The following is a 17,255-nucleotide window of genomic DNA, read 5'->3' on the forward strand; positions in this document are numbered from 1 at the left end:
ATTACGCCGGGCTCAAGGTTGACTTGCCCTGCAAACCCCGGGCAATGAGACGCACATGCAGGCTGTTTTGAATTTCCCCGATCTTTCGCCCGAATTGTTCTCGATCTCACTGTTTGGGATGGAGTTCGCGCTGCGGTGGTACGCGCTGGCCTATATCGTCGGCATTCTGATCGCATGGCGACTGGGCATAGCAGCGCTGCGCCGCCCGGCCCTGTGGCCCGACAAGACCCCTCCGATGAAGCCGGAACAGCTTGAGGATCTGATTACCTGGATCATCCTCGGCGTGATTCTGGGCGGGCGCCTTGGGTTCGTGCTGTTCTATCAACCCGCCTACTATCTTTCGAACCCGTTAGAGATTCTGCAGGTCTGGCAAGGAGGCATGGCGTTCCATGGCGGGCTGCTGGGTGTTGTGCTCGCCTCGTATCTTTACGCGCGACGTCATCAGATACCTGTTCTGTCTATGGCCGACCTGATTGCGCATACAGTGCCGCCGGGGCTCTTGCTGGGGCGGTTGGCCAACTTCATCAATGCAGAATTGTGGGGACGCCCCAGCGAATTGCCGTGGGCCGTGATTTTTCCCGGCGGTGCAGCGCAGGATTGCCCCGGCGTTGTGGCCGGGATGTGCGCGCGCCACCCATCGCAGCTGTACGAGGCTGCGTTGGAGGGCCTGCTTTTAGGCGCCTTACTGTTGTGGCTCGCTTATCGGCGCGGCGCATTTCACAAGCCGGGCCTGATCATGGGCATCTTTCTGGCTGGCTACGGGGCGTCGCGATTCATTGTTGAATTCGTCCGGCAGCCCGACGCGCAGTTCATTTCGGCCGGGAATCCGCTGGGTCTGGCCTGGCAAGTGGGCGGCTATGGTCTGACTATGGGCCAAATGCTGTCGCTGCCGATGATCGCTCTTGGCTTGTGGTTCGCCTTGCGTGCAAGATCGAAAGCATGAGTCTGCAGGATCATCTGCTGGCGCGTATCGCGCAGAACGGCCCGATGAGCGTGGCCGACTACATGACCGAATGCCTGCTGCACCCGACACATGGCTATTACACAACCCGTGATCCACTGGGCGCTCAAGGCGATTTCATCACAGCCCCGGAGATCAGCCAGATGTTCGGAGAGTTGATTGGCCTGTCTCTGGCCCAAAGCTGGCTGGATCAGGGCCACCCCGAGCATTTCGTATTGGCTGAACTTGGACCAGGACGCGGTACATTAATGGCAGATATGCTGCGCGCCACGGCGCGTGTGCCGGGTTTTAATGAGGCAGCCGAGATTGTCTTGCTTGAGGCTTCGCCCGCCCTGCGTGATGTGCAGGCGCAGACCTTGAAGGACCACAAGCCGCGTTGGATCGACTCGGTTGCCGACCTGCCCCAAGCACCGTTGTTTCTGGTTGCGAACGAATTCTTCGATGCGCTGCCTGTTCGTCAGTTCCTGCGTGACGGTGATGGTTGGCGCGAGCGGTTGATTGGCCGAGACGGCACCGCGTTGACTTGGGGACTGGCACCGCATGCAGAACAGGTCGCGCTGAAGGATCGGCTTGGCGACACTGAAGATGGCGATCTAGTTGAACTGTGTGCCGCCGCCATTCCGGTCATCACTGTTATCGCCGCGCGGATAGGCACCCATGGCGGCGCAGGGCTGATCGTGGATTACGGCGACTGGCATTCGCTAGGCGACACGTTTCAAGCGCTGCATGCGCACCAGCGTGCCGACCCGCTGGACCAGCCTGGTCAGGCTGATCTGACGGCCCATGTGGATTTCGAACCGCTGGCGGTGGCGACTCGCGCTGCCGGATGTGCCCATTCGCGCCTGACACCACAGGGCGTATTTCTGGAACGGCTGGGTATCGCGACCCGCGCACAGGCCTTGGCCGCCCCCCTCGGCGGGTCTGAGCTAGAAGCGCTGATTGCCGCACATCGCCGGTTGACGCATCCCGAGGAAATGGGAAACCTGTTCAAAGTTCTGGGCCTGTACCCTACCCCTTGCGCCCCACCACCGGGATTAGAGCCATGACCTTGGAAATTCTGACCTCTGATTTACTGGCCCCTGTGCGCCATGGGTTCTTCAGCCGCCGCGGCGGTGCATCGTCAGGGATTTTTGCGGGCCTCAATTGCGGCTACGGCTCATCCGACCAGACCGAAGCCGTTTCGGTAAATCGTAAGCGGGTGGCGCAGGCGATGGACGTTACACCCGAAGCGCTTGTTGGCATTCACCAGGTCCACTCACCCGCAGTTCTAGTAGTCGATGAACCGATCAACGGCGAAAAACCCAAGGCGGATGCGGTCGTCACGGCAACCCCTGGACTGGCTCTGACGATTCTCACGGCTGACTGCCAGCCGGTCCTGTTTGCTGATTCTGACGCGAACGTGATCGGGGCCGCACATGCCGGTTGGCGCGGTGCATTGGACGGGGTTCTTGAGGCGACATTGGACGCGATGGAATCCCTGGGTGCAAAGCGAGAAAGCATTGTGGCAGTGATCGGCCCCTCAATCTCGCAAGCGGCGTATGAGGTTGGACCCGAATTCCTAGACGAATTTGTTGCTGAATCGTCTGAAAACCTACGATTCTTTGCAAATGGAACAGGCGACAGACTTCAGTTTGACCTGCCTGCCTTCGGGCTGCACAGGTTGCGTCAGGCGGGGGTTGGACAAGCTGAATGGACACGTCATTGCACCTATTCCGACCCTGAGAGATTCTATTCGTATCGCCGGTCGACACACGCGAAAGAGGCCGATTATGGCCGCCTCATTTCCGCCATAAAACTTTAAGATCGAGCCCCAATTGTGGCGAAACCGCCGCTTTTTTGCCACATTTTTTTTGTCTATTCGTATCTCGACAATTTGATAATTATTGTCCGCTCTCAGATGGTTATCAGCTGATATTTCAGTAGAGCGTGACCAGATCAGAAAAGAGGAAATACGAAACTTCATTTTTCCTGATTTCATCCCGGGTCAGCCTTATCGCCGCCGTAATGGCCGGGCAGACTAAGGCCTCAAAGGGAAAAGGGGCCTTAATCCCCAAGCGAGCAGGACAATAAAATGAAGACAAGATCACGCTTTCTCAGCGCCGTACTTGTGGCCACCAGAGAGCAAAAGCTGGAAATGCCGTGGAAACGAGTTTCCAGCAACTCGGTCAGAGTAGCCCGCCGTTTGGCGGCCCGACGCTGATCATGAATATCCCGCGAACCAAGCTGCCGGTTCCGGGAAACAAGACGCACAGCGGAGGGGTGCTCCGACCCGATGTGCGACCAGCCGCCGATATTTTGTGCGGTTCGATTCCGGGGCGTGTGTGCGTTGGCAATTTTGCCCGCGTTTGTATGAGTTTGTCTGGGGGGTCAATGTGCTGACCAAAGATATAGGAATATCCGTCGCAACAAGCGCTCAGTGTTTCTGTCGCCATGCGAGTCACCGCCTTCTTCCAAGACAAGGAAATAACCGATCAGGCTGGCCTGTACGGGGGTATTGCCTGTCTGCGCGGTTTCTAGAGGGGACGGAATTGTAATGGCTATTCCACATTCTTTATCTCGCGCTGCCAGAAATGCTGTTGAAACGTCGGCATTGCTGCGTGACGCGCCAAGACCAACCACAAAACACAAGGCGCAGCTACGGCGCTATGAGGTCAGTACGCTGATGAAAAACGGCGATGTAGTTCAGACCCGCCATATCGCGCCTGCCCTGCCAATGTTCGAGGATGCGTTCTGCGCCTTTACCCGTGGGGCGTTGGTTGAAACAGAATTTGGCCCGATGGCAATCGAAGATCTGCTGCCAGGTGATACGGTCCTGACGCAAGATGGTGAATCGGAAACGGTCGTGTGGAAAGGGTCAGTTACCCTGATACCTGGGCGCGTGGATTCGCGGGGTCGAACGCGCCCGCTGACGCGGATCATGGCCGATACGTTCGGGATGCAAAAACCGATGTCGGGTGTCATCGCTGGTCCCGCTGCCAGACTCCTTGGCACGCCCGCGCATTTGCGGCATCTGCATGGGGACGACCAGATGCTGACCCCGGTTCACGAATTCCAAGATGGCATGGGCGTCATTGAAACCTTGCCGCCGACGCCGGTCGAGCTGTTTCACATCTGCCTGAAACGGCATTCGGTCATACGGGTAGACGGTCTGCAATTCGAATCATATCACCCTGGCACCAACGCCATTCGCCAGGTCAGCCGATCGCTTAGGTCGGTCTATCTCAACCTGTTCGCGCATATCGAATCACTAAACGATTTCGGACCGTTGGTCATGCCGCGCGCCGGTGATGGTGAGGTGGACGCAATTTCCGCCTAGTCTAAAGCAACTTCTGCAATGTGGGGGCATTATGCAGTTATTAATCAGTTGGATGGTCTCTGTGTCGGTGGCAGCGCTCCTGCCACCGATGAAACCACACCCTAAATATCTGGAGTTCAGGCGGTTCGGCTCATGCGTTCCTCAAGAACGTCGAATGGCACGCCTGGTTCGTCTTTTGCGCCGCGGATAACAAGCGACGTCTTGACGCTTGCCACGTTCGGAGTGGTCAGCAGTTCGCCAGTCAGGAACTGCTGAAAACTGCTGAGGTCAGGCGCTACGCATTTCAGGATGAAATCCACTTCGCCATTCAGCATGTGGCATTCCCGAACCAGAGGCCATTCGCGGCAACGTTCCTCGAATGCGCTAAGTTCGGATTCGGCCTGACTTTCCAGACCGACCATGGCAAAAACCTGAACCTCAAACCCCAGCTCGCGCGAATTCACATCGGCGTGGTAGCCGCGGATCAGGCCTGATTCTTCAAGAGTGCGTACGCGACGCAGGCAAGGCGGGGCTGAAATTCCCACGCGTTTCGCCAATTCGACATTGGTCATGCGACCGTCTGCCTGCAATTCCGCCAGAATCTTGCGGTCAATCTCGTCCAGCCGTATCGCGACCATTAAATACTCCTGAATTTTTCGGTTGTTATATCAGCACCCAGCAGATGCGCAATAATCTTTCGTGACTGCGCAATATTGTTTATTTTCAATGTTCTTTTTCGATTGCCCTTTGACGGGCCTATAAGGGGTGCAAATCAGTAAGGGGCTTTAAGCGCGGCACATGGGTCGCTATATCCATCCGCCAGGGGCCACAGGCCCAAATCAGGCAGATCGAGTTGGGGGTACCATGACCGAGACACGTCACACCAAGGTTCTGATCATCGGGTCGGGACCGGCCGGTTACACAGCGGGCGTCTATGCAAGCCGCGCGATGCTTGAGCCGATCCTGGTTCAGGGCATCGAACCCGGCGGTCAGTTAACCACCACCACCGAGGTCGAGAACTGGCCGGGTGACACCGAAGTTCAAGGCCCCGACCTGATGGTGCGCATGCAGGATCACGTCAAGGCAATGGGTTGTGAAGTCATCGGCGACATCATTAGCGATCTGGACATCAGCAAGCGCCCCTTCACCGCTAAGGGCGACAACGGCACGACTTACACAGCCGATGCCGTTATTCTAGCCACTGGCGCGCGCGCCAAATGGTTGGGTCTGCCGTCGGAGGAAAAGTTCAAGGGCTTTGGTGTTTCGGCCTGTGCCACCTGTGACGGTTTTTTCTATCGCGGACAAGAAATCGTTGTGATCGGCGGCGGCAACACCGCCGTGGAAGAGGCGCTGTTTCTAACCAATTTCGCCAGCAAGGTCACTTTGATTCACCGCCGCGACGAACTGCGGGCCGAGAAGATCCTGCAGGACCGTCTGCTAAAGAACGAAAAGATCGAACCGCTGTGGTTCCACGAGCTGGAAGAAGTGGTTGGCACCGATGCTCCTCTGGGTGTCGAAGGTGTGCGGGTCAAGAACGTAAAAACCGGCGAAATCACCGAGATCCCCTGTAAAGGTGTCTTTGTCGCTATCGGCCACGCACCGGCAAATGAACTGGTAGAGGACTCGCTGGAAACCCATATGGGCGGCTATGTCGTGACCAAGCCGGGCTCAACCGAGACCTCGGTACCCGGTGTGTTCGCAGCAGGCGATCTGACCGACCATATCTATCGTCAGGCCGTTACCAGCGCAGGCATGGGCTGCATGGCGGCGCTGGACGCCGAACGGTTTCTGGCGGAACAGGAATAACTGATGCTGGAATTCTCCGGCCCAGTCTGGAGAATTCTTTTTCTGTCCCAGTGTAACGCCCCTTTGGCCCCTGCCCGGGCGCCCGAGGGGCGTTTTCACCATTCGGGGCAGATCGGTCTCTATGCCTCGCTCAGCGCCGAAGGTGCAGGGGTTGCCATTCGGCGATATGTCTTGGCCAGCGATCCGCCGCGGATATTGCAACGAGCTCAAGTATCTGGCGCAAGGATGGTCGATCTCAGGGGCCTGCCCGATGCGTCGATCGTCTGGCAGGATATCCACGAAGAACGCGGCATTTCACCGACATGGATTTTTTCTGATCACGCCCGCGACAAGGGCGCTGACGGTTTGATCTACAGCTCTCGGTCCCGTCCCGACCTAAGCCATATCGTATTGTTCACCCTGTCCCCGACTGTGATTTGCGCCGATGCCCAACCCATCCCGTGGACGCCGCCTTATACGCAACCATAGCTTGACCCATTCGCGCCAGCGTACCAGACTCGGACATACGCAAGGCGAATACAGGTGGCTTGATTGAAAAGCGTTCTATGGCAAGGCGGGTGGACAACCCGGCTGAGGATCGTCAGCGGTCTCATCCTGTTCACCTTTGCCTTCTTTCACTTCATCAATATCGGGCTGGGTCTTTTCCACACCGATTATCTGCACGGCATGCAAGATGGTCGCCACGCAATCACCCGCCATGATCTGGGCAGTGTGATCCTATATCTAGCGCTGTTCGTCCATCTCGGCCTAGCGCTGTATTCCATCAGTCAGCGCCGGACGCTGCGCATGCCTTTCAGCACTGGCCTGCAGGTACTCCTGGGGCTGCTGATACCGCTGCAGCTGATCGCGCATATCGTGCAAACGCGCTATGCCCATGAAATCTATGACGTTAACGACGAGATGGGGTACATCATCCTTCTGATGTGGCCCAACTCGGCGATCTGGATGCAGAGCCTGCTGTTGCTGGTCGTCTGGGTTCACAGCTGCATCGGGTTGCACATGTGGCTTCGGCTGACTCGCTGGTGGTCCAAATGGGTGCCTTATCTGATCGGTCTGGCGGTTTTTGTACCCTCGTTCGCTCTGGCCGGGCTGTTGACCGAGGGGCGTCGCCTTTGGGCGGACTTCGCCGATCCGTTCCTGCGCGATCAATATATCGAACACTACAACTGGCCCTCGCCCGAGGCCTTTCAGACCATGTTCAGCGTCAAGGACAATGCCTTGATGGCATTCTGGCTGGCACTGGGAGTCTCACTCACCGTTTTTGTGCTCCGTAAATTGTGGCGGCGCAGGCATTCGGTCCGCGTGAAATATGTCGACGGCCCCGAGGTCGTAGCTGAAAAAGGCATGACCCTGCTTGAGATTTCGCAGGCCAATGGCGTTCCACACACCGCTCTGTGTGGGGGCAAAGGGCGCTGCACCACCTGTCGCGTGATCATTGAGGATGGCGCGGACAAGCTGCCCACACCCAGCGAGGTCGAAACCCGCAGTTTGGCCGCCGTCAGCGCCCCCGAAGGCGCACGGCTAGCCTGTCAGATTCGGCCAACCGCACCCCTTACGGCGTTTCGCATGTTCCGTCCCGATGGTAAACGCGGACGGGCTCATGCCAGTCAGGGGCAGGAAAGCAAGTTGGCGGTTCTGTTTCTGGATATGCGCGGGTTTACCTCGCGAACAACTGGCCAACTGCCTTATGACATCGTGTTCCTGTTGAACCGGTTCTTTGATGCGATTGTCCCGGCGATCACGAACGACGGCGGCATGGTGGACAAATACATGGGTGACGGTCTGCTCGCCGTCTTCGAAACCCCAAACGCCGCAGACTCAGCACGTGCAGGACTAAAGGCCGCCACCGATGTCAGTCGCGCGCTAGAGCGTTTCAACCAACAGCTTCAAACCGAAGGTAGCCCCCGGATACGCATTGGGATGGGTCTACATCTCGGCGACCTGGTATTGGGTGAGATCGGTGCCGCAGGCAGTTCCGCACGCACAATCATCGGCGATGCAGTCAACGTGGCCAGCCGTCTTGAGGGCCAGACCAAGGCATTGGGTGTGGAATTACTCGTCTCGGCTGAATTACTTCAGGCGGCCGGATATGACGGCGACTTGACTGGCCTGCAATCCTTTGAGCTGCGCGGTGTCACACAACCGGTATCCGCTCTGCCAGTGACATGTGCTGCCGATCTTGAATCGGTCAAAGCCGCCTAGGAACAGATGTACTGAATTTACACAACAACCGCACCTTAGCGGGATACAAGTCGGGAAAAGCTGCGTGAGACGAAAAATCCTTCCATTTCGGACAAAAACCGCGCATATCGTCCTTAATTTTGTGAATGTATATGGACTTCAACCAATAGTCGGGGCACATGCCCCACAAACACCCCTGAATCACCGATAAAATCGCACTTCGACAAGAGTATTCCTATGACGATGTTAAGCAACCTGGCTCCGATCCCCGAACTTTACGTTTCGTACGAGTCGGCACAGAAACTGAAAGTGGAGGCGGCCGACCTGACCAGCTGGGACTTGAGCCCGCGTCAGATCTGCGACCTAGAACTGCTGATGAATGGCGGGTTCAACCCGCTCAAAGGGTTCCTGAGCGAAGCGGATTACGAAAACGTCGTTGAAAACATGCGTCTGGCTGACGGCACCTTGTGGCCGATGCCTATCACGCTGGACGTTAGCGAAGATTTTGCCGAGACCATCGAACTGGGTCAGGATATCGCCCTGCGCGACCAGGAAGGCGTGATCCTCGGCACCATGACCGTGACCGACCGCTGGACCCCGAACAAAGCGCGCGAGGCCGAGAAGGTTTTTGGCGCTGATGACGATGCGCACCCGGCCGTGAACTACCTACACAACGTTGCTGGTAAGGTTTATCTGGGTGGTCCCGTGGTCGGTATCCAGCAACCGGTTCACTATGATTTCCGCGCCCGTCGCGACACCCCGAACGAGCTGCGCGCCTATTTCCGCAAGGTGGGCTGGCGCCGCATCGTCGCGTTCCAGACCCGCAACCCGCTACACCGAGCGCATCAGGAACTGACCTTCCGCGCCGCGAAGGAGGCAGAAGCCAACCTGTTGATTCACCCCGTCGTGGGCATGACCAAACCGGGTGATGTCGATCACTTCACCCGCGTGCGCTGTTATGAGGCGGTTCTGGACAAATATCCGGCGTCGACCACCTCGATGTCTCTGCTAAACTTGGCGATGCGGATGGCTGGCCCTCGCGAGGCGGTCTGGCACGGCCTGATCCGCGCCAACCACGGCTGCACCCACTTCATCGTTGGCCGCGACCACGCTGGTCCCGGCAAGAACTCGGCTGGTGAAGACTTCTACGGTCCCTATGACGCGCAAGATCTGTTCCGCCAGTTCCAAGATGAAATTGGCGTCGAAATGGTCGATTTCAAACACATGGTCTATGTGCAGGAACGCGCCCAGTACGAGCCAAACGACGAGATTGCCGACAAGGACAACGTCACGATCCTGAACATTTCGGGCACCGAACTCCGCCGTCGTCTGGCCGAAGGTCTGGAAATTCCCGAATGGTTCAGCTTCCCCGAGGTTGTGGCCGAGCTGCGCAAAACCAAACCACCGCGGTCTCAGCAAGGCTTTACCGTGTTCTTCACCGGTTTCTCGGGCTCGGGCAAATCCACCATCGCCAACGCGCTTATGGTCAAGCTGATGGAAATGGGCGGTCGTCCGGTCACATTGCTGGATGGTGACATCGTTCGTAAGAACCTGTCGTCTGAACTGGGCTTCTCGAAAGAACACCGTGACTTGAACATCCGCCGCATCGGTTATGTGGCCTCCGAGATCACCAAGAACGGCGGCATCGCCATCTGCGCCCCGATAGCACCTTATGCATCCACCCGCCGCGCTGTACGTGAAGACATCGAACAATTCGGCGCCTTCTGTGAGGTCCACGTTGCGACCAGTATCGAGGAATGCGAACGCCGTGACCGCAAGGGTCTTTACAAGCTGGCACGTGAAGGAAAAATCAAGGAATTCACTGGCATTTCTGACCCTTATGATGTTCCGGCAAACCCAGAGCTGAGCGTCGAGACGGAAAACGTTGACGTCGACAACTGCGCTCATCAGGTGCTGCTCAAGCTGGAAAGCATGGGTTTGATCGCCGCATCCTAAACGCAAGCTATTCCAAATAAACGGCCTCCGGTTTCCGGGAGCCGTTTTTTCTTGCCCACAATTGACAATGTGCGGTCCAGTTGGTGCAGTTGCCCGACCTGAAATGGACACGACGCAACAATGCCCCCTGCCCTACCCACAATTGCCAGTTTCTGGTTTGGATCAAACCTGAGCTGGCTCGAGGCGCTGTGTATCCAATCCTATCTTGATCGGGGCCATCACTTCGTTCTTTTCACGGGGCATGAGATCGCTGGCGTTCCCACTGGGGTCGATATGCGGCCCGCCAGTGATATCCTCTGGCCTGCACCGTTTGATATGCCTGCGGGCGACCGCCTGAGCGTCGCGGTGTTCTCTGATGTTTTCCGTCTGCACCTGATGCAGAAAACCGATTTCATCTGGGTCGATCTGGATGCCTATTGCGCCAGACCGTTCGATTTTCCATCGCCCTATATCTTTGGCCAGTCCCATACTGGGAACTTTCTGACCGGAGTATTACGCCTGCCAGCAGATTCAGAAACGTTGACGCTGATGCTGGAATTCGTGACCGCAGCTAATCCGACGCAGCCTTGGCGGGGGGGGCCGCTACACCGCCGCAACCGTCAGCGCATCCGGAACGGCGAAACCTGGGGAATCGAGGCGCTGCCCTGGGGTAGTTCCGGACCCAAGGCTTTTGCACATTTTCTGCGAAAGACCGAAGAAGACGGCCATGTCATGCAAGCCGATGTGTTTTACCCTTTGTCCAAGCATGACCTGTGGAAATTACACGATCCGTTCATCCCGACCGCACAGATTGAAGGCGACACTGTTCATTCGGTCCACATCTATGGCCACCAAAAACGGCTGATGGCGCAGAACACCGGTGGTCTGCCGGTGCGCGGTTCGTATCTGCAGCGGATATGCGACCGGCACGAGATTGATCCCAAGGCCCGCCCGATCCTGCCCGAAGGCTGGCTGGCACTGGCCGGCTAGTTCGAGGCCGCGTTCAGTTCGGCGCGCAACAGGCGCACAGCCCTGCCCTCGAAATCCCCATACTCGGCTGCTTGCTGCTGGATGGCTTGCAGATGCGGCAGGCGCGAGGCGAAATCCTCCGGCGAAGCGGATTGGATCGCGCGATGGATATCCACTTTGGTCTCGCACAGGATCATGCCAGAGGTATCGAGAAAGTCTCCGATATTCGGGCAACCCCAATAAATCGGGACTGTGGAACACAGGATCGCGTCCGTCAGCTTCTCGGAAAAGTAATTATTCTCCCGCACATTCTCGATCACCACGGAATAGCGGTACGGCGCCAACCCGTCGGATTTGAGATCGAACGGAGTGTATCCCCGCCCCATGATATCAACATCCGCACCGGTTTCGCGCACCCAGTCGATCACCAAATGGCGTAACTGGTGTCCTTCAAGATCACGCTTGGCCGAAGCAATCAGCGAGCAGGATTTGGTTTTCTCGACCTTCAGATCCTGCCAGTCGGGCACCATCGTGACGCCATAAGGTAGGAACACCGCATTCGGGATGCTTTGCAGCAGCACGTCATGAAAGGTCAGCACTCGGAAGAACCGCCGCCAGGTTTGGCGCAGCATCCGGTCGTGCTTGGCGTGAATGGCAGACGGTTCGCCCATCATCAACGAAATCCGCGCGCGGGTGCCACGACGCAGGCGCAGATGCACGGTCGAGTTCGGGTACATGATCAGGTGATCGGTGCGCTCCAGATCGCCCACTGTCTTACCGATCAGGCGATCCGGGCAGCCCTCGGGCCAGATGAGTTCGGACAATGGAACCGCGGCCAGTTTGGGCCCCAACCGATGCCCGTATGGCAGGATAGCAATGGCAGGTTGGGTCATTGTGTTGTCTCGGGCAGATCAACCTGCCCTCGCATCAGTACATGGCCGCGTCCAGACACCTTGATACCAGTCATCGCATCGCTTGGGCCAACGCGCGTGACAACGGCTTGACCGGGGCGGCCCATGTCATGGCCCTGTTCGGCGATGAATGTGTCTTTGGACATCAGCCCGTATTTCCACAGATAAGCCGCCATAGCGCCGGTGGCCGATCCGGTGAACGGATCTTCGGGCAAGCTGGGTGGTGCCATCAACAGGCGCGAAAACGTGTCGCCAACCGAAGTTGCACCCTGCAGCGTTACAAGGAACGGTTCCGCCATATCCGTGCCAGAATACCCGGCCTCTGCGGCCACCTTGCGCAGCGCTTCAAGGTTCAATTTCGCTGCACGCAGAGCCTTATGGTCGCGAAGGATCGTGATACAGAACGGCAACCCGGTGGACACAAACTGCGGCGGAGAAATAATTGCATCCTCGGGCAAGCTGACGGCGGCAGCGACCAAACCTGCGGGAACAAGGTTGCCGAATTGCGGCGCGACCTGGGTCATTTCGATCTCATCGCCGTTCAGGTAGATCGAGACAACCCCTGCACCAGTTTCCAAGGTCAGCGTATCGCCCTTAACCATGCCGCGGGACCGCATGGCTGCGACGGTTGCAATCGTGGGATGCCCAGCAAAGGGAATTTCCCGACTAGCCAGGTAATAACGCACCCGTATGTCGGCCACATCGGATGGCCCTGTAAACGTACATTCAGCCAGAGAGGTTTCGCGCACATAGGCGGTGCAAACATCTTCGGGCAATTCAGCACCGTCAAACACCACGGCGCAGCCATTGCCGCCAAAGGCGCGATCACTGAAGGCATCCACCCAATCAAAATCGAACCAGCTCATCCGCAAAATCCCCTGAAGCAGAGTAAATCAGCCGGGCATGTCATGCCGGTTCGTATGTGTCGCCCTTGTTGTCGGGATTGTCACGCCGAAAAGTTATAGGCGGGGCCGTTCAGTGCACCGCCACCGGTGAAAGATCGTGCTCACGGGCCAGGAAAAAGGCCATCTTGCGATCCGTTACCAGCGCGATTTGCTGGCCGTCAGAATCGTGAACCGCATAAAGTTGGTCCAGATCGCCTGCTTTATCCCGGACATCGCGCGGCAGATCGGCGACATCTACGGTTTTCACATAGACGATACGGTCGCCTTCGGCTTTGTATTCAATCGGTGTATTCATAGCTCTTACCCCTTTTTTATGTTGATCGTTTGCACCACCGTTTCAGGCACAGCGCGGGTCAGATCCACATGCAGCAGACCGTTTTCCATGATCGCCTCTCCCACCTCGACACCGTCGGCCAGCACGAACATGCGCTGGAACTGACGCGCGGCGATGCCGCGGTGCAGGAATATGCGCCCCTCGCTATCGTCGCGTTGGCGCCCCCGGATCACCAGTTGGCGATCCTCGATTGTGATCGAGAGATCCTGTTCCGCGAACCCTGCCACTGCCAAGGTGATGCGGTATGAAAAGTCCGAGGTCTGCTCGATATTATAAGGCGGGTATCCTTCGTTTCCGGCCTTTGCAGACCGTTCCAGAAGACGTTCCAATTGCTCGAACCCCAAAAGATGCGGGTATGAGCCAAGAGTAAGTTTCGACACGTATTTTCGTCCTTTATTGCCAAAGCGACGTGTGGTGCGGCCCCGTTTTGGCAACCGCGTACAATAGAATATGGGAATATGGCAGGATGTCCACAAGGTCTGGCCGGATAAACCCTGACACACTATCTTGTGTCACAAGCACCACAAAAGGCACTGAGTCGCTCATGAATGCGCCAACCGATCTTTCGATGAAAACAGACGAGGTATTGCGGGTTGAACTGGAGGTTTTCCGCCGCCAGCACCGTGATCTGGACGAAGCGATCGAGGCGCTGCAGTCCACCGGCACAGCTGATCAGCTGACGATCAAGCGATTGAAAAAGCAGAAACTTCGCCTGAAGGATATCATTCGCCTGATCGAAGACCGTTTGACGCCTGACATCATTGCATGAGCCCTCCCCCACCCGGCTCAAAAGCACATTCCGTGCACCTTTGAACCGAGTTTTGACGTGCCCCGTCGGATTTCCTAAGGCGTGACATCTGTTTCAGGGTGAAACATTCGCATTCTCACTGAAGAAATTGGTCGGATCGTATTTCCGCTTAACTTCTTTCATTTGGTCAAGATTTTCACCAAATGCCGTCTCTATCGCGCTGTCTTCGTCAGCTCCCAGATAGTTCAGATAGGTTCCGCCCGTAGAATAGGGCTCCATCGCCTTATGCATTGTGCGGGCCCATGCAATCTGATCCGCATCATTTGCCGGATCGGTCCACAGTGGCAGAATCGCAATCAGATAGTCGTGACCGCGTTGTGCAAATGCGTTGTCACCGTTTGATTTGGACTTTGCAGCGCCAGCGCAGTGTTCGATCAGAATGCCCGAGCCCGGTATTGTCATCCCCTTGGATTGCGCAACGATCGTGTCAATGGCCTCGTCGGGCAGAGCGTTGAGATACGCAGATTTCCAGTAATTCCGGCTTCCTGGCCCATAGGCACCGTCCAGCATGCTTTGTTTGGCCGGGAATGGCATTTCGTGCAAATCAACGACCAGCGGCTCTCCGATCTCCGTCAGGGGCTGGATCGCCTGGCGGCCAGCTTCTTTATCGTCACCGATCCAACAGGGCACCATTGCGGTTAACGGAGTTCCATCCGGTCCCCACAACAGCGCTGCATAGACCGTCAGTTCATCAGGTGCTCGCGAAACGATATCCCGAAAGCCGCGCAAAACCTCGGCAGCGGCGGCACGCGGATAGGCAATCATTCCCCCCAGCACCGTCGAAAGAGGATAGGCCTTGTAAAGGAAAGACGTCACGATACCGAAATTGCCACTGCCGCCGCAGATTCCCCAGTAAAGATCCGGGTTTCTGTTTGCGTTGGCGGTTCTGATCGACCCGTCCGCCGTTACAACTTCGGCCTCGATGACATTGTCGCATGTTGGCCCGTATTTTCGCGCCAACCAGCCGAATCCTCCGCCCGTCGTCAATCCGCCGATGCCTGTCTGTGAGACGACGCCCAATGGCACCGCAAGGCCGTGAAGATGGGTTTCACAATCTACGTCCCCCAACGACGCACCACCTTGAGCACGAACGGTTTGAGCCTCTGGATCAACATGAACCGCGCGCATGCGGGACAGGTCTATGACAAGGCCATCATCGCAGACAGCACGCCCACCTACATTGTGACCGCCACCCCTCACCGATACCAGTATGTTGTTTTCAAAAGCGAACTTGGCGGCCGCCGCGACATCGGCAGTGCCCTGGCACCGCAGGATCGCGCCGGGGTATTTGTTGACCAGCGCGTTCCAAATACTGCGCGCATCGTCGTAGTCTGGGTCGCCAGGCAGAATCAGCGCCCCGCGAACTTGCGAATTGAATGCCTCAATACTGTCTCGCGGCACGGCTTGACCGTCCCGATTTTTCAAAACTGTATCTGTCATGGGTTCCTCCTCGGGGACCACTGCCCCGCCATCAAGCATACACTAATTTGAATGTATTTTCAGCAGGCACTGGAATGCGCCCTACGCGGCCAAACCACATTGCCTCTGGGGCCGATTTGGCTATAGTGCGCGCTCTTTCGGACGGCAGGGAAACAAGCGGATGAGCGATGTGAAAGTGGGGATCATCATGGGCAGCCAATCGGACTGGCCCACGATGAAGGAAGCCGCGAACATTCTGGATGAGTTGGGCATTGCGTACGAAAAGCGCATCGTCTCGGCGCACCGCACACCGGATCGCTTGTGGGACTATGGCAAGACCGCCGCATCGCGCGGGCTGCATGTGATCATTGCCGGTGCCGGAGGGGCCGCGCACCTGCCCGGCATGATGGCGTCTAAGACCCGAGTGCCGGTGATTGGCGTACCGGTACAGACACGTGCTTTGTCCGGTGTCGACTCGCTATATTCTATTGTGCAAATGCCCAAGGGCTTCCCCGTTGCGACTATGGCTATCGGCGCGGCGGGCGGCGCCAACGCGGGCCTGATGGCGGCTGGAATTCTAGCCTTGCAGGACGACGCTTTGGCCCAAAGGTTGGATGCATGGCGCGACGCACTTTCAGCCTCGATCCCTGAGGAGCCCGTCGATGAGTGATGCACTGCAAACCGGTGCCAGGATCGGAATTCTGGGCGGCGGTCAGTTGGGCCGGATGCTGTCTGTGGCGGCGTCTCGTCTTGGGTTTGCAACCCACATTTACGAACCGGGCGCCAACCCGCCAGCCGGGCAAGTGGCAGACCGCGTAACCGCCGCCGCCTATGACGACGCCGACGCGCTGAAAGCATTTGCAGAATCCGTTGATGTCATCACCTATGAGTTCGAAAATATCCCGACCGAGGCGCTAGATATCCTCGAAGCGCACTGCCCGATCCGTCCGGGTCGCGAAGCGCTGCGCGTCAGTCAAGACCGGCTGATTGAGAAGAATTTCCTGCAGGGGCTGGGTCTGCAAACCGCGCCTTTCGCGGATATCACGGATTTGGCCAGCCTGAATGCAGCAATCAAGCAGATCGGAGCGCCCGCAATCCTGAAAACCCGCCGATTTGGCTATGACGGCAAAGGACAGGCCCGTCTGCGCGCGCCCGAGGATGCCGAGAGCGCGTTGGCCGATATGGCCGGTGCCCCTGCGATCCTTGAGGGGTTTGTGGAGTTCAGCCACGAGGTCTCGATCATCGCAGCGCGCGGATTGGACGGACAGGTCGCCTGTTTCGATCCCGGTGAGAATGTGCACCGTGATGGCATTCTGCACACCACGACAGTCCCTGCCCGCCTGCGCCCAGCACAGCGTACAGATGCCGTTCTGCTGGCCGCCAATATCCTCAACGCGCTGGATTATGTCGGCGTCATGGGGGTCGAGTTGTTTGTGACCCCCGCCGGTCTGATCGTGAATGAGATCGCCCCGCGTGTGCATAACTCGGGTCACTGGACGCAGAATGGCTGCGCCGTGGATCAGTTCGAACAGCATATCCGCGCTGTGGCTGGATGGCCCTTGGGCGACGGTCAGCGGCATTCAGATGTGGTTATGGAGAACCTGATCGGTGCAGACATGGATCGCGTTCCCGAGCTGGCGCAGGAACGCGACGTGGCCCTGCATCTCTATGGCAAGGCCGAGGTCAAGGCAGGTCGCAAGATGGGTCATTTCAACCGCATTTCGCGGTAAA

The 17,255-nt window shown here is 57.5% G+C and carries 19 protein-coding genes and 1 pseudogene; 13 read left to right on the top strand and 7 right to left on the bottom strand.

Going from position 1 to position 17,255, the window contains the following annotated elements:
* Positions 1–55: 55 nt before the first annotated feature.
* From lgt to ACR0DT_RS20275, 5 genes are all read left to right on the top strand, one after another.
* A complete protein-coding gene (gene lgt / locus ACR0DT_RS20255) occupies positions 56–943 on the top strand; it encodes a prolipoprotein diacylglyceryl transferase (RefSeq protein WP_480712496.1) in 888 nt (295 codons plus the stop codon).
* Complete coding sequence (locus ACR0DT_RS20260) at positions 940–2,007, top strand: class I SAM-dependent methyltransferase (protein WP_480712497.1); 1,068 nt, start codon at positions 940–942, stop codon at positions 2,005–2,007. The genes lgt and ACR0DT_RS20260 overlap by 4 nt, the downstream gene beginning before the upstream one ends.
* Positions 2,004–2,762, top strand: coding sequence for a peptidoglycan editing factor PgeF (pgeF, locus tag ACR0DT_RS20265; protein ID WP_480712498.1), 759 nt, complete (start codon positions 2,004–2,006; stop codon positions 2,760–2,762). The genes ACR0DT_RS20260 and pgeF overlap by 4 nt, the downstream gene beginning before the upstream one ends.
* 270 nt (positions 2,763–3,032) lie before the next feature.
* Complete coding sequence (locus ACR0DT_RS20270; protein ID WP_302476795.1) at positions 3,033–3,161, top strand: hypothetical protein; 129 nt, start codon at positions 3,033–3,035, stop codon at positions 3,159–3,161.
* 333 nt (positions 3,162–3,494) lie between these two features.
* Positions 3,495–4,277, top strand: coding sequence for a Hint domain-containing protein (locus ACR0DT_RS20275; RefSeq protein WP_480712499.1), 783 nt, complete (start codon positions 3,495–3,497; stop codon positions 4,275–4,277).
* Positions 4,278–4,393: 116 nt separating this feature from the next.
* Here the strand turns inward: ACR0DT_RS20275 and ACR0DT_RS20280 are convergent, their stop codons facing one another.
* On the bottom strand, positions 4,394–4,894 hold the full coding sequence (locus tag ACR0DT_RS20280; RefSeq protein WP_170490337.1) for an Lrp/AsnC family transcriptional regulator: 501 nt from the start codon (positions 4,892–4,894) through the stop codon (positions 4,394–4,396).
* Between the two features lie 226 nt (positions 4,895–5,120).
* On the opposite strand from ACR0DT_RS20280, the gene trxB reads away from it, so the two are divergent.
* From trxB to ACR0DT_RS20295, 3 genes are all read left to right on the top strand, one after another.
* Positions 5,121–6,062 carry a thioredoxin-disulfide reductase gene (gene trxB, locus ACR0DT_RS20285; RefSeq protein ID WP_480712500.1) on the top strand — a complete coding sequence of 314 codons (942 nt, stop codon included), beginning with the start codon at positions 5,121–5,123 and terminating at the stop codon, positions 6,060–6,062.
* A 3-nt stretch (positions 6,063–6,065) separates the two neighbouring features.
* Positions 6,066–6,530, top strand: coding sequence for an RES family NAD+ phosphorylase (locus ACR0DT_RS20290; protein WP_480712501.1), 465 nt, complete (start codon positions 6,066–6,068; stop codon positions 6,528–6,530).
* A gap of 63 nt (positions 6,531–6,593) precedes the next feature.
* The gene (locus ACR0DT_RS20295) at positions 6,594–8,264 is read left to right on the top strand and encodes an adenylate/guanylate cyclase domain-containing protein (RefSeq protein WP_480712502.1); all 1,671 of its coding nucleotides are present in this window, start codon (positions 6,594–6,596) and stop codon (positions 8,262–8,264) included.
* On the opposite strand, the pseudogene ACR0DT_RS20300 reads toward ACR0DT_RS20295, so the two are convergent.
* Positions 8,217–8,372: pseudogene (locus ACR0DT_RS20300) on the bottom strand (hypothetical protein); the annotation flags it as partial. The gene ACR0DT_RS20295 and the pseudogene ACR0DT_RS20300 overlap by 48 nt on opposite strands.
* 108 nt (positions 8,373–8,480) lie before the next feature.
* On the opposite strand from ACR0DT_RS20300, the gene ACR0DT_RS20305 reads away from it, so the two are divergent.
* Positions 8,481–10,199, top strand: a complete 1,719-nt coding sequence (locus ACR0DT_RS20305) for a bifunctional sulfate adenylyltransferase/adenylylsulfate kinase (protein WP_480712503.1) — start codon at positions 8,481–8,483, stop codon at positions 10,197–10,199.
* Between the two features lie 120 nt (positions 10,200–10,319).
* The gene (locus ACR0DT_RS20310; protein WP_480712504.1) at positions 10,320–11,168 is read left to right on the top strand and encodes a hypothetical protein; all 849 of its coding nucleotides are present in this window, start codon (positions 10,320–10,322) and stop codon (positions 11,166–11,168) included.
* Here ACR0DT_RS20310 and ACR0DT_RS20315 read toward each other — a convergent pair.
* From ACR0DT_RS20315 to ACR0DT_RS20330, 4 genes are all read right to left on the bottom strand, one after another.
* Positions 11,165–12,040 (bottom strand): hypothetical protein, encoded by an 876-nt coding sequence (locus ACR0DT_RS20315; RefSeq protein WP_480712505.1) that lies wholly within the window; start codon positions 12,038–12,040, stop codon positions 11,165–11,167. The genes ACR0DT_RS20310 and ACR0DT_RS20315 overlap by 4 nt on opposite strands.
* A complete protein-coding gene (locus ACR0DT_RS20320; RefSeq protein WP_480712506.1) occupies positions 12,037–12,924 on the bottom strand; it encodes a PhzF family phenazine biosynthesis protein in 888 nt (295 codons plus the stop codon). The genes ACR0DT_RS20315 and ACR0DT_RS20320 overlap by 4 nt, the downstream gene beginning before the upstream one ends.
* Positions 12,925–13,033: 109 nt before the next feature.
* Positions 13,034–13,258 carry a DUF1150 family protein gene (locus ACR0DT_RS20325; RefSeq protein WP_480712507.1) on the bottom strand — a complete coding sequence of 75 codons (225 nt, stop codon included), beginning with the start codon at positions 13,256–13,258 and terminating at the stop codon, positions 13,034–13,036.
* Between the two features lie 5 nt (positions 13,259–13,263).
* On the bottom strand, positions 13,264–13,677 hold the full coding sequence (locus ACR0DT_RS20330) for an Hsp20 family protein (RefSeq protein ID WP_170347844.1): 414 nt from the start codon (positions 13,675–13,677) through the stop codon (positions 13,264–13,266).
* A 164-nt stretch (positions 13,678–13,841) separates the two neighbouring features.
* Between ACR0DT_RS20330 and ACR0DT_RS20335 the strand changes: the two genes are divergently transcribed.
* Positions 13,842–14,066 (top strand): YdcH family protein, encoded by a 225-nt coding sequence (locus ACR0DT_RS20335; RefSeq protein WP_058280035.1) that lies wholly within the window; start codon positions 13,842–13,844, stop codon positions 14,064–14,066.
* Between the two features lie 93 nt (positions 14,067–14,159).
* Here the strand turns inward: ACR0DT_RS20335 and ACR0DT_RS20340 are convergent, their stop codons facing one another.
* A complete protein-coding gene (locus tag ACR0DT_RS20340) occupies positions 14,160–15,545 on the bottom strand; it encodes an FAD-binding oxidoreductase (RefSeq protein ID WP_480712508.1) in 1,386 nt (461 codons plus the stop codon).
* 160 nt (positions 15,546–15,705) lie between these two features.
* On the opposite strand from ACR0DT_RS20340, the gene purE reads away from it, so the two are divergent.
* Positions 15,706–16,194 carry a 5-(carboxyamino)imidazole ribonucleotide mutase gene (purE, locus tag ACR0DT_RS20345; protein ID WP_170347842.1) on the top strand — a complete coding sequence of 163 codons (489 nt, stop codon included), beginning with the start codon at positions 15,706–15,708 and terminating at the stop codon, positions 16,192–16,194.
* The gene (locus ACR0DT_RS20350; protein WP_480712509.1) at positions 16,187–17,254 is read left to right on the top strand and encodes a 5-(carboxyamino)imidazole ribonucleotide synthase; all 1,068 of its coding nucleotides are present in this window, start codon (positions 16,187–16,189) and stop codon (positions 17,252–17,254) included. Before purE ends, ACR0DT_RS20350 begins: the two co-directional genes overlap by 8 nt.
* Position 17,255 lies beyond the last annotated feature (1 nt).

The sequence above is a fragment of the Ruegeria sp. BI11 genome (assembly GCF_056538005.1).